We start from the raw sequence: 12,380 nt of genomic DNA, 5'->3' as shown, positions 1-12,380 counted from the left end.
CAAGATTTTTTGGCAACAGGATGCGACTTTCAACCCAATGAACGTGGTGATACACTACACGCCGTAAGATTAGGTGATCGTTTGCGTGCGACTTACCTCAACCCACAAATTTAGATTGAGCACAGTATGAAACATACAATAGAAGTCATGATTTCTGAGCAAGAAGTTCAGGAGCGAGTTCGTGAATTAGGCAAACAAATTACAGAGCGTTATCAAGGTAGTGAAGATCTTGTGTTGGTAGGCTTATTGCGTGGCTCATTTGTATTTATGGCAGACTTGGCACGTGCTATCGAACTGACTCACCAAGTTGATTTTATGACAGCGTCAAGCTACGGCAACACGATGGAAAGCTCACGTGACGTTCGTATCTTGAAAGATTTGGATGATGACATCAAAGGTAAAGACATTCTGCTTGTTGAAGACATCATTGACACTGGTAACACACTAAATAAAATCCGTGAGATTCTTTCGCTACGTGAGCCGAAGTCTATCGCGATTTGTACGCTCCTAGATAAGCCATCTCGTCGTGAAGTGAATGTTCCTGTGGATTGGATTGGTTTCGAAATTCCAGATGAATTTGTCGTTGGGGTGGGTATTGATTACGCGCAGAAATACCGCCACTTACCATACATCGGTAAAGTTGTACCTCAAGAATAATCATTGAGAGCAGCATTAAAAAATATAAAAAAAACGCCCATCTAAGATGGGCGTTTTTGTTCAACTTTTAGATATGACTTAGCGACAAAGCAGCTTGTTATCTGTATTTAGAATCGTCGAAAGAGCTTTCTGGTAAGACGCTTCTACGGTTTCCTTAGAGTTAGAACGAATGCCTAAGTACTCTAAGCGACCATCTTCAATTCCGTATACCACACCATGAATTTCAACATCTTGTCCACGCTCCCAAGCGTTTTGCAGGATGGTTGAGTTACCCAAGTTGTACACTTGCTCTGCAACATTAAGCTCGCCTAGTTTATCCGCTCGATCTTGTTGCGGCATTTGATCTAGGTAAGTGCGGTGTTTGAAATAGATATCTCTGATATGTAACAGCCAATTATTAATAAGACCTAGCTTAGGGTTATCAATGGCTGCATTTACGCCACCACATCCATAGTGTCCACAGACAATGATGTGTTTAACCTTAAGAACGTCTACGGCGTACTGGACGACGGATAGACAGTTGAGATCAGTATGGATAACTTGGTTTGCAACATTCCGATGAACAAAGAGTTCACCTGAGTATAGTCCGGTTAGTCGCTCGGCAGGGACGCGGCTATCAGAGCAGCCAATCCAAAGAAAATCAGGCTTTTGCCCCTCAGCGAGTTTTGCGAAGTATTCAGGTCGATCAGATTTGATCTCTTGAGACCATTTCGAATTGTTTTCAAATAACTGTTTTATTTCCGGCATTTTGCAAACTACTTCCCTTAAAAGACAAAATCGCTGCCGCTGTTTGTGTGCACATGCAAGCGATCAGTGTTGTAACTATACACAATGTTACAATTTCGATCTCGTTAAATATTCGTCAGATAGGACTCATCTGACTAGTTTTCATTAAGAAAAAAGTAAAATCTGGTGAAACTATTTGTGGTGTGAATTTAGCCTTAATCTATTTATGGTTTAAATTTTCGCCTAGCTCGTTAAAGTAGTGATATTTTACTTTTTAAAATTGAATGCAGGGAAAATCAGCAGTGTTCGGTAGTCGTTTTGAAGATATCAATTTCAAAGGGGATGTATTTGGCGGGGTAACCACGGCGATTATCTCTCTCCCTCTGGCGTTAGCGTTTGGTGTTGCATCCGGAGCCGGTGCTGAGGCCGGCCTTTGGGGAGCAATAATGGTCGGTTTGTTTGCCTCGTTATTTGGTGGTTCTAATACGTTAATATCAGAACCGACAGGGCCAATGACGGTAATCATGACCGCAGTATTAACCAGTATGATGGCGAAATACCCAGAAACGGGCATGGCTATGACTTTCACGGTTGTCATGATGGCTGGCGCGTTCCAAATCCTATTGGGGACGTTAAAACTGGGTAAATACGTTACCTTAATGCCTTATAGCGTTATTTCCGGGTTTATGTCTGGCATTGGTGTGATTCTTATCATTCTGCAGTTATCGCCTTTGATGGGGCATGCTGCGCCTTCAGGGGGAGTACTCGGAACGTTATCTGCTTTGCCGGAGACCATTTCTAACCTTAAGTTCAGTGAGTTGTTTTTGGGACTACTGACTTTGGGGATTCTTTTTTTCTTCCCTAAGCAATATCGTAAATACGTTCCTGCACAGCTCGTGGCATTGGTCGCGGTGACTTTATTGTCTGTGATTCTCTTTGATACAGAAGATATTCGTCGTATCGGTGAAATTCCTGCTGGGTTACCTTCTCTCGTCGCCCCTTATATTGACACAGATATGTTTGTCGAGATGGTCATTGATGCATTAGTGCTCGGCACATTAGGTTGTATTGATACTTTGTTAACGGCGGTTATCGGTGACTCATTAACTCGTAAAGAACACGACTCAGATAAAGAGCTGCGAGGTCAAGGGTTAGCTAACATGATCTCAGGCTTGTTTGGTGCGCTGCCGGGGGCGGGGGCTACCATGGGGACGGTAACGAATATCCAAGTTGGGGCTCGTTCGCCATTATCTGGTGTGATTCGTGCACTAATGTTGGCGTTGGTTGTACTGGTTGCTGGCGGGTTAACAGAGCCAATCCCGATGGCTGTGTTAGCAGGCATTGCGGTGTATGTTGGCTTTAACATCCTAGACTGGAGCTTTATTCAGAGGGCACATAAGGTAAGCTTTTCCGGAATGGCGGTGATGTATGGCGTTATGTTGCTTACAGTATTCGTTGATCTTATCGTTGCGGTGGGTTTAGGCGTCTTTATCTCGAACATTATCATCATCGAGCGTTTGAGCCGAGAGCAGGCGCGACAAGTAAAAGCGATCAGCGACGCGGATGAAGATGATGTGCCGCTGACTGACAGCGAGCGTGGCTTGTTGGATCGTGCGAATGGTAAAGTGCTGTTCTTTTATCTTTCCGGTCCGATGATCTTTAGTGTTTCTAAAGCCATTTCACGTCAGCACTCTAGTATTTCGGACTATGACGTGATGATTCTCGATCTTACGGATGTACCAATGATTGATGTGACCGTCGGTTTGGCGTTAGAGAATGCGATTAAGGATGCTCTCGATGCCAATTGTGCCGTGTATTTATTATGCCCGAATGAGCGAACACGAGAACAGCTAGAGAAATTCCATGTGATTGACCTTGTGCCTGATGAAAATATGTACCAATTCCGTTACGAAGCATTGAATGCGGCGGTGGCACATGTTGAGGCAGACCAGTATCAGCGCATAACGGCGTAATCATTCTGACAGTTAAAAACGCAACAGTGTCCTGTTGCGTTTTTTTATGCTCTATTTTGTCTTACTCAGAGATAACCTTTACGAGGTAAGGGTTATATTTCCAATATTATCGAAAGGTTTATTTGTAATCATCGTTATTCAACGATAAACTGATGGACCTCCAATACGATACCCAAGGCGATTTTGTAGTAAACCGCTGCTAAATATGAGTCGGTATTAGTAATCACAAACAAACGGCAATCAAGACCTTATGTACGCATTAGAAATTGAACAACTGCGCAAGACGTATGCAGGTGGCTTTGAGGCGTTAAAAGGTATAAGTCTCCAAGTGAAAAAGGGTGACTTCTACGCGCTTCTGGGTCCCAATGGTGCAGGAAAATCGACCACGATTGGCATCATTTCCTCCTTAGTGAATAAAACCTCCGGAACGACGAAAGTTTTCGGTTATGACATTGATACCGACCTCGAATTGGCCAAGCAGAATTTAGGCTTGGTGCCACAAGAGTTCAACTTCAACCAGTTTGAAACCGTTGAGCAAATTGTGATGCAGCAAGCTGGCTATTACGGTGTGTCTAAAGTGTTAGCCAAAGAAAGAGCAGAAAAATACCTGAAAAAATTGGATTTATGGGAAAAACGCCAAGAGCGTGCTCGTAACCTATCCGGTGGGATGAAGCGTCGTTTAATGATCGCAAGAGCTTTGATGCACGAGCCGCAATTACTCATTTTAGATGAACCAACGGCTGGAGTGGATATTGAACTACGCCGCTCAATGTGGGGGTTTCTGAAAGAGATCAACCAAGAGCAAGGAATTACGATTATTTTAACGACACACTACCTAGAAGAAGCGGAGATGCTGTGTCGAAATATCGGCATTATTAATCGTGGTGAGCTGATTGAAAATACCACCATGAAGGCGTTACTAGGTAAGCTAAGCGTCGAGACATTTATCTTGGATATTGAGTCAGAAGTCGAGGTGCCTGAGCTTGAAGGTGTTAATCGACAAAGTATTGTTGATGGCTCTTTAGAGATAGAACTAGATAAGAGCCAAGGATTGAATTCGGTATTCAGTCAGTTAACAGAGCATGGCATTAAAGTTCTCTCAATGCGTAACAAAGCCAACCGACTTGAAGAGTTGTTTGTCAGCATTGTAAGAGAGGGGAGTAATTAAATGTACGGTTTATATTGGACGGCATTTCGCAGCTTGCTGAGCAAAGAAGTCACTCGTTTTACACGTATTTGGGTGCAAACCTTAGTGCCGCCAGCCATTACGATGACGTTGTACTTCATCATTTTCGGCAATCTTATTGGCTCTCGAATTGGTGAGATGAGCGGCTTTAGTTACATGGAGTACATTGTTCCAGGTTTGATCATGATGTCGGTGATCACCAACTCATACTCGAACGTGGCGTCGTCATTCTTTAGTGCAAAGCTACAGAAGAACATTGAAGAACTGCTGGTGGCACCGGTACCAAACTATGTGATTATTGCTGGCTACGTGATGGGCGGCGTGACTCGAGGTTTGTTGGTCGGTGCAATTGTTACTTGTGTGTCACTTTTGTTCGTTGATTTGCAAGTGAAGCACTGGGGCATTATTGTCGCGACTGTCTTCATGACGTCGGTTGTATTTGCTCTCGGTGGCTTGATCAATGCGGTTTACGCAAAAACGTTTGACGATATTTCGATCATCCCTACGTTTGTATTGACTCCTTTAACTTACTTGGGAGGAGTCTTTTATTCGATCAGTCTGCTGCCTGAATTTTGGCAAGGCGTTTCTAAGATCAACCCAATCGTCTACATGGTGAATGCGTTTCGCTACGGCTTTTTAGGTGTCTCGGATGTGGGCATTGTCACTTCATTTAGTGTACTTGCAGTGTTTGTTGTTGCACTGTATGCCATTGCGCATTACCTAGTAACCAAAGGGATTGGCCTAAGAAGCTAAGCCATTCTCATAAAGCAAAGAGCAGCGACTCATGCTGCTCTTTCGCGTGCATAACAATACATACCCATACAATTTTTCGGTTTTTATCATGGTAGGTTTCAATCATTTGTAATAAATGAGTGATCCTATGAATATTGTCCCGCCGCCGCCTTTCTCCTATCAATTATTTAAGCCCAAATATTGGTCTGTATGGCTGGCATTTGGATCTTTAGCGATTCTTGTTAATGTACTGCCATACGTAGTATTACGAATCTTAGGTAGAAGCATCGGCTGTATTGCGATGCATGTAATGAAGCGCCGACACAAGATCGCTCTGCGTAATCTCCAGCTGTGTTTCCCTGATTTTACGGATTGGCAATGTAAGGACGTAGTACGAAAAAACTTTCAATATACTGGAATGGCGATCATCGAAACCGGTATCGCCTGGTTTTGGCCAGATTGGCGGATACGTCGGATAACCTCTATTGTTGGAAAAGATCGTTTACTCGCTGAGGAAAAGAATGGACGTGGTGTGTTGGTGGTGTGCAGTCACCATTTAAACTTGGAGATAACCGCTCGTATTTTTAGCCGGTTTGCCCAAGGTTATGGCGTTTATCGCCCAAATTCGAATCCTGCTTATGAGTTTATTCAACATCGAGGTCGAACTCGTTTTGGACATCAAATGATTGATCGAAAAGACGTGAAATCAATGCTCAAAGTTCTGAAGAGTGGTCATCGACTTTGGTATTTGCCCGACCATGATTATGGCGTTAGCCATTCTGTTTTTGCGCCGTTTTTTGCTGTTGAACAAGCGGCGAGTACCGTCGGGTCTAGTGTTCTCATTGATGCAACAAAGTGCGCGGTTATATCTGGCGTTACAGTGAGTAAAAATCACCATTACACGCTGTACATTGGAAAAGACATTAGCGAGCGTTTCGAGAGACGTAATGCGGTTAAAGCGGCAAGCATCTTGAACCAAGAGCTTGAGAAAATGATAAAACGTGATATTCCAGCGTGGATGTGGCTGCACAAGCGGTTTAAAACTCGCCCTGAAGGGTTAGATTGCGTCTATACGTAGAGTATAAAAAAGGTCGACTAAGAGTCGACCTTTTTACTTTTATGACTCAGAGCTTACTCTGCGCTCTCTGAGTTTGTATTGTTAGATTCAGCTTCTTCCTTCGCTTCGACAACCATATCTACCGTTTGGTTATCGATAAGACGAGCTTTGCCTAGGAACGCAGACATCAGAATGACAGCTTGTGTCGTTTCTGGTGTGATCACTTGTAATGTACGAGCATCACGAATGAAGATCTCATCAGGGTGCAGACCTGCAGCTCGAAGTTGGTCGCTTGCATCTTCGATGATCGATGCGTAGTCATCGCGGCCACCGCGAATGGCACTACTGATCCAACGCATTGTACGAGCAAGTACAGGCGCACGTTGACGCTCGTCCAGCGTAAGCAAGCCATTGCGTGAACTCATTGCTAAACCGTCCATTTCACGTACGGTTGGTACACCGATGATTTCAATGTCCATTGCTAGGTCATCAACCATCTTGCGGATAACCGCAAGTTGTTGGAAGTCCTTCTCGCCGAAGCACGCGACATCCGGTTGTACGATGTTAAACAGCTTATTCACAATCGTCGTTACGCCACGGAAATGACCTGGTCGAGACGCGCCTTCGAGAATTGTTGATAGGCCAGGGACATCGACGAAGGTTTGCTTATCCAGACCTTCTGGGTAGATAACTTCTGGTGTTGGCGTAAATACCACATCGACCCCTTCAGAGGTTAACTTGCTTAAGTCTTCCTCTAGCGTGCGTGGGTAATTATTTAAATCGTCTGCACGATCAAACTGCATCGGATTAACAAAGATGCTTACGACAACGATATCAGCGTATTCGCGTGCTTTACGCACTAAAGTTAAGTGGCCTTCGTGAAGGTTGCCCATGGTAGGGACAAACGCCACTTTACGACCTTCACGTTTAAAGGTTTTAAGGTGTTCACGAACTGCTGAGATTTCCGCAAAAGTTTGCATGCATTTATCCTCTAGGCAATGGTATGAGCGTCGTCTGGGAATACACCGTTGGCTACATCTTCAATGTATTTAGTAACGGCTTTGCGCATATCACCTGTTTCAGCAAGAAAGTTTTTGGAGAATTTCGGCATGTAGTTGGCAGAAATACCAAACATATCATGCATTACGAGAATCTGACCATCTGTTACGTTACCTGCACCAATACCGATAACAGGAACGTCAAGCACTTGCGTAATACGTTCAGCAAGCTCAGCTGGTACGCATTCTAGTAAGACGATTTGAGCGCCTGCTTCTTGCAGCGCTAATGCGTCTTTTACCATGCGGTCTGCTTTTTCTTGATCGCGACCTTGGATTTTGTAACCACCAAAAATATTAACAGCTTGAGGAGTTAAACCAAGATGAGCACAAACTGGAACTGATCGTTCAGTGAGCATTTTCACCGTGTCGACAAGCCAGTCACCACCTTCAATTTTTACCATATTGGCACCAGCACGCATCAGTTTAGCCGCATTTTCGCAAGCTTGCTCTGGCGTGGTGTAGCTCATGAATGGCATGTCTGCCATCAACAAACAATTTGGGCTACCAGCGCGTACGCAACGAGTATGGTAAGCGATATCATCGACCGTTACTGGTAGAGTATCGTTGTGACCTTGCAAAACCATACCTAGAGAATCACCGACAAGAAGTACTGGCATTTCTTGGCTTTCAAACAGTTGGGCAAAGCTCGCATCATAAGCGGTTGAAGTAGCAAATTTACGACCTTCTTGCTTCCACTTGATTAGGTCGTTGATGGTCATTTTTTTCATGGTTTTATCCTTACTAGGAGTTGGCTATGACTGCCAGATACTGAGGCCGTTTCTATCTACTTGTTCCAGTAGTTTAGAGACCTCGGTCCCATCAGGGAGTTGTAAACTTGGTGCAATTTCCGCAAGAGGGTAGAGTACGAATTCACGCTCTTTCATTCCATAATGAGGAACGATCAGCCTCTCGGAATTAATCACCTCATTGCCATAAAGCACAATGTCGAGGTCCAAGGTTCTTGGTCCCCAGCGTTCGTCTTTACGGACACGCCCTTGTTCTTGCTCTATAGCTTGTGTGCAATTGAGCAATTCAATAGGCGTCAAACTGGTGTTAATAGACACAACCGCATTGATGTAATCCGGTTGGTTTTGTGGCCCCATTGGCGTGCTGCTGTATAGCGAAGAAGCTTGAACAAACTCTGATTTAGGCAGCGTTTTTAATGCTTCAATCGCTTGCTTCGCTTGGCTTACAGGATCAGCCAAGTTACTGCCTACCGCAATGTACGCTGTAATCATGATTTGGGCTTACTCTTTTTCTTGCGATAAGTTTTACGGCGGCGCTGGCCTGTTTTCGGTGATTGACCGTCTAAGTCGGCAGCCATTGCTTGACGCATTTCTCGGCCTGCATTTTGAAAAGTTTCCCACCACTTGGCAAGTTTCTGAGTGTCACCACCTTCAATTTCACCGCGCATTTCAAGAAAATCAAAGCCAGCTCTAAATTTATTGAGCTCCATAAGACGGAATGCACGTTTACCGTTACGTCGTGGAAGACGAAGCTGTAACTGCCAAATCTCGCGAATGGTTGCGGTGTGGCGTCTTGGAATGGCAATTGTCCGAACTTGCTCGTCAAGAATGATGTTGCTCGCTTCCATAATGGCGTCGTAATGGCCTAAGTTGCGCTCTTCCATCAGTTCATCGGCTTTCGCACACAGTGGGTACCACAGCATTGCAGCAAACATAAATGCTGGATTGATGCGTTTCCCATCTTCGATGCGCATGTCGGTAGAATCTAGGACAAGATCCAACATCTGCTCAGTGTGAGAGGAGTAATCTTCTGTAAAGTGCGCTGCAATCGTCGGGAATAGTTGCTGGAATAGGTTGTACTCACGCAGTAGGTGGTAGGTTTCTAAGCCATGACCGGATTGCAATAATTTGAGTGACTCTTCAAAAAGACGCGCTGACGGAATGTCACCGAGCAACGGTGCCATGTGTTCGATTGGCGCTGCGGTGTCTTCTTCAATATCAAAGTCTAGTTTTACCGCGAAACGAACCGCACGCAGCATGCGCACAGGGTCTTCACGGTAGCGTGTTTCTGGATCACCAATCAGTCGAATTAGGCGATCTTCTAAATCTTCAATACCACGTGCGTAGTCGTGAATCGAGTAATCTGCGATGTTGTAGTACATCGAGTTAATCGTGAAATCACGGCGCTCAGCATCTTCATCGATGGTGCCGTAGACGTTGTCACGCAGCAGCATACCCTCTTTTGATTGCTGAGAAATGCTCTTATTCTTTTGCTCTTGGTGGTGACCACGGAATGTCGCAACCTCAATGATGTCTCGGCCAAACATAATATGAGCCAAGCGGAAGCGGCGACCAATCAAACGGCAGTTACGAAATAGCTGTTTGATCTGTTCCGGCGTTGCGTTGGTCGCAATGTCAAAATCTTTTGGTTTTTGTCCAAGCAGTAAGTCTCGAACCCCGCCACCCACAAGAAAAGCATCGAAACCAGCACCATTTAGGCGGTACAGTACCTTCAGCGCATTATCACTGATCTGCTTACGCGAAATGTTGTGCTCTTCACGAGTTATTACATTGAGAGCGAGCTCTGGAATTGTGGCAGGTTCGCTTGGTGTATAGTCGTTTGTATTCATGTGCATCTGGCAATAACTGGGTTTAATCCAATCTTGCTTTGGTTAGTTTTATACGCCTCTAGGGCCTAATTTGCGGCTAATGATAGCCTACACAATGCCATTTGAGAATCACGGTGTGATCTCGATCTCTGCTGGAAGCTGTTCCAAGCGCCAGTTTTCGCAGCCCCAACGAAGAATATCTTCTATGTTGGCCGCCCTTACGGTTTCAGGTATCTCGAAACCTAAAAATGTCATGGCGCGCAATAGAGTAGGTTTTGGTGTATCTATATCAATAGCCGTCGCGTGATTTTGTTTCGACAATTTATTGCCGTTGTTGTCCATCGCCAATGGTAAATGCAAGTAGCTAACTTCAGGCTGACCAAGTATTTGGTACAGGCTAATTTGACGCCCTGTCGGCTCGATTAAGTCTGCACCTCGCACGACTTCTGTGACGCCTTGGTCGATGTCGTCCAATACTACCGCAAGATTATAAGCAAATAATCCATCTCGACGTTTAATAATGAAATCTTCATTAACGAGTTGCTCTGGAATAGTAATGGTTCCCCGCTTTTGGTCGAGGAAATGAGCGACAGGCTTGGTCATTTTTAGGCGAATCGCGCCGTCTTTCAAGTTTTTATCGCGGCAAGTGCCAGGATAAAAACCGCCATGCTCTTTAATTTGCTTACGAGTACATTGGCAATAATAGGCTTCCCCATTTTCGAGCCATTTGTTTATTTGAGCTTGGTAAAGGTCGTGACGTTCGCTCTGGTATACCACTTCTCCATCCCAATGCAGCTGATAGGCCTTGAGTGCCTCTAGGATAAGTTGCGCTGCACCTGGCATTTCTCTTGGTGGGTCTAAGTCCTCAATACGTACTAACCAAGCTCCGTTTTGTGCTTTCGCTTGAAAATAACTGCCAAGAGCGGCAATCAGTGAACCAAAATGCAGTGGACCAGAAGGAGATGGGGCGAATCGACCTACATAGCGTGTCATGCGTGTATCTCGAATTTAGTAAACAAATAGGGTGCGAAGATAGCCAAAACAAAAAGGGAGCCTGAGCTCCCTTCAACAATCATAATGCTGGGTGATTAACCTTGCATTTGCTTCTCTTTGATTTCTGCAAGTGTTTTACAGTCAATACAAAGGTCAGCGGTTGGACGTGCTTCAAGACGGCGAACGCCAATCTCTACGCCACAAGACTCACAGAAGCCAAAATCGTCTTCTTTGATTTTATCCAAAGTCTTTTCAATCTTCTTGATCAAACGGCGTTCGCGGTCACGGTTACGCAGTTCTAGGCTGAACTCTTCCTCTTGAGAGGCGCGGTCAACTGGATCTGGGAAGTTTGCTGCTTCGTCCTGCATGTGGTGAACAGTACGATCCACTTCAGCTCTTAGCTGGTCGCGCCAAGCTGTTAAGATTTTCGTAAAGTGTTCAACCTGCTCTGGTGACATGTACTCTTCACCAGGTTTTTCCTGATATGGCTCCACGCCGGCAATGGCTAGGATGCCTATCGTTTTCTTCTTTGATTCTGGCATACAGCATCTCCTACTTACACCTAGTCAACTGCTACGCAGTCAATTTAAGGCGGGTATCTATAGCAAAAAGAGGCGGTGCAAGCAAATACTGAATCGCAAAGTTATCGTCAATGTGAAGACGACATCATTTTTTCTCTTAATTGATAAAATCAATAGCGGAAATCAGCTTCATTCCAGTATCGCTCAGTTCAGCTTTGTAGCAGAGAACTTCCACTCCAGCGTCTTGTGCTTGTTTGAGTAATAGTGAATATTTCGCGTCTATATGGTGCGCCGCGGATACTTTTTCAATACCTGAATGTAAAACAGTGAATAAAAGTATGGCTCTACTTCCATTTTGTGCCATTTCTGTGAGCTCTCTCAGGTGTTTTTGTCCCCGAGTCGTGACCGCATCTGGGAAGTATCCTTGTCCAGTAGAGTCGGTCTCATCAAGAAGAGTGACGCTTTTCACTTCTATATAGCACTTTGGCTTGTCGTCTGCGCTGAGCAAGATATCAATTCGGCTATTTTCATTGCCGTATTTCACCTCAGTTTGAAGTGTGTCATAACCATAAAGCTCTGAAATGACATTATTTTCAATAGCCTCTACGGCTAATTGATTGGCACGCGCGGTGTTGATACAAATACGGTGGCCTTGTTCGGTCTCACTCAACTCCCAACTATTGGGGTATTTTCGTTTCGGGTTGTCGGAAGTAGAAAACCAAACTTTGTTTCCGGGCGTTGCACAACCCGTCATTGCACCTGTATTTGCGCAGTGGATTGTACGGATTTCACCAGTATCGAGCTCGATATCGGCAAGAAAGCGTTTATAACGTTTGAGTAGAGTGGCGGACTCTAAAGCGGGTGTGAAATGCATTTGCTTATTTAGACAAAAAATTTTTTAT

General features: G+C 44.7%; 13 protein-coding genes. 5 read left to right on the top strand and 8 right to left on the bottom strand.

The window, feature by feature from the left end; genetic code table 11:
* Window positions 1-126 precede the first annotated feature (126 nt).
* Window positions 127-657 (top strand): hypoxanthine phosphoribosyltransferase, encoded by a 531-nt coding sequence (hpt, locus tag N646_RS07750; RefSeq protein WP_005379995.1) that lies wholly within the window; start codon window positions 127-129, stop codon window positions 655-657.
* Between the two features lie 78 nt (window positions 658-735).
* Here the strand turns inward: hpt and can are convergent, their stop codons facing one another.
* Entirely contained in the window at window positions 736-1,404 is a 669-nt protein-coding gene (gene can / locus N646_RS07745; protein ID WP_005379996.1) for a carbonate dehydratase, read from the bottom strand.
* 281 nt (window positions 1,405-1,685) lie between these two features.
* On the opposite strand from can, the gene N646_RS07740 reads away from it, so the two are divergent.
* The 4 genes from N646_RS07740 to N646_RS07720 all read left to right on the top strand — a co-directional run bounded on the left by N646_RS07740 (window position 1,686) and on the right by N646_RS07720 (window position 6,352).
* Complete coding sequence (locus N646_RS07740) at window positions 1,686-3,356, top strand: SulP family inorganic anion transporter (protein ID WP_005379997.1); 1,671 nt, start codon at window positions 1,686-1,688, stop codon at window positions 3,354-3,356.
* Between the two features lie 250 nt (window positions 3,357-3,606).
* Window positions 3,607-4,524, top strand: a complete 918-nt coding sequence (locus N646_RS07735) for an ABC transporter ATP-binding protein (protein WP_005380000.1) — start codon at window positions 3,607-3,609, stop codon at window positions 4,522-4,524.
* Complete coding sequence (locus tag N646_RS07730; protein ID WP_017820398.1) at window positions 4,525-5,295, top strand: ABC transporter permease; 771 nt, start codon at window positions 4,525-4,527, stop codon at window positions 5,293-5,295.
* Window positions 5,296-5,422: 127 nt separating this feature from the next.
* Window positions 5,423-6,352, top strand: a complete 930-nt coding sequence (locus N646_RS07720) for a Kdo(2)-lipid IV(A) acyltransferase (protein WP_017820400.1) — start codon at window positions 5,423-5,425, stop codon at window positions 6,350-6,352.
* A 53-nt stretch (window positions 6,353-6,405) separates the two neighbouring features.
* On the opposite strand, the gene panC is transcribed toward N646_RS07720, so the two are convergent.
* The 7 genes from panC to sfsA form a co-directional block, all read right to left on the bottom strand.
* Window positions 6,406-7,311, bottom strand: a complete 906-nt coding sequence (gene panC, locus N646_RS07715; RefSeq protein ID WP_005380005.1) for a pantoate--beta-alanine ligase — start codon at window positions 7,309-7,311, stop codon at window positions 6,406-6,408.
* Between the two features lie 11 nt (window positions 7,312-7,322).
* A complete protein-coding gene (panB, locus tag N646_RS07710) occupies window positions 7,323-8,117 on the bottom strand; it encodes a 3-methyl-2-oxobutanoate hydroxymethyltransferase (RefSeq protein WP_005386592.1) in 795 nt (264 codons plus the stop codon).
* A 24-nt stretch (window positions 8,118-8,141) separates the two neighbouring features.
* Window positions 8,142-8,627 carry a 2-amino-4-hydroxy-6-hydroxymethyldihydropteridine diphosphokinase gene (gene folK, locus N646_RS07705; RefSeq protein ID WP_005380007.1) on the bottom strand — a complete coding sequence of 162 codons (486 nt, stop codon included), beginning with the start codon at window positions 8,625-8,627 and terminating at the stop codon, window positions 8,142-8,144.
* Entirely contained in the window at window positions 8,624-9,991 is a 1,368-nt protein-coding gene (pcnB, locus tag N646_RS07700) for a polynucleotide adenylyltransferase PcnB (protein WP_005386589.1), read from the bottom strand. The genes folK and pcnB overlap by 4 nt, the downstream gene beginning before the upstream one ends.
* Before the next feature lie 102 nt (window positions 9,992-10,093).
* The gene (gene gluQRS, locus N646_RS07695; RefSeq protein ID WP_005386586.1) at window positions 10,094-10,957 is read right to left on the bottom strand and encodes a tRNA glutamyl-Q(34) synthetase GluQRS; all 864 of its coding nucleotides are present in this window, start codon (window positions 10,955-10,957) and stop codon (window positions 10,094-10,096) included.
* A 95-nt stretch (window positions 10,958-11,052) separates the two neighbouring features.
* Complete coding sequence (gene dksA / locus N646_RS07690) at window positions 11,053-11,499, bottom strand: RNA polymerase-binding protein DksA (protein ID WP_005386584.1); 447 nt, start codon at window positions 11,497-11,499, stop codon at window positions 11,053-11,055.
* A 136-nt stretch (window positions 11,500-11,635) separates the two neighbouring features.
* Window positions 11,636-12,352 (bottom strand): DNA/RNA nuclease SfsA, encoded by a 717-nt coding sequence (gene sfsA, locus N646_RS07685; protein WP_005380023.1) that lies wholly within the window; start codon window positions 12,350-12,352, stop codon window positions 11,636-11,638.
* Window positions 12,353-12,380: the final 28 nt, after the last annotated feature.

Source organism: Vibrio alginolyticus NBRC 15630 = ATCC 17749, assembly GCF_000354175.2.
GTDB lineage: Bacteria > Pseudomonadota > Gammaproteobacteria > Enterobacterales > Vibrionaceae > Vibrio > Vibrio alginolyticus.
The sequence above is the reverse complement of the archived record's forward strand: the minus strand, read 5'-3'. Positions and strand labels throughout refer to the sequence as shown.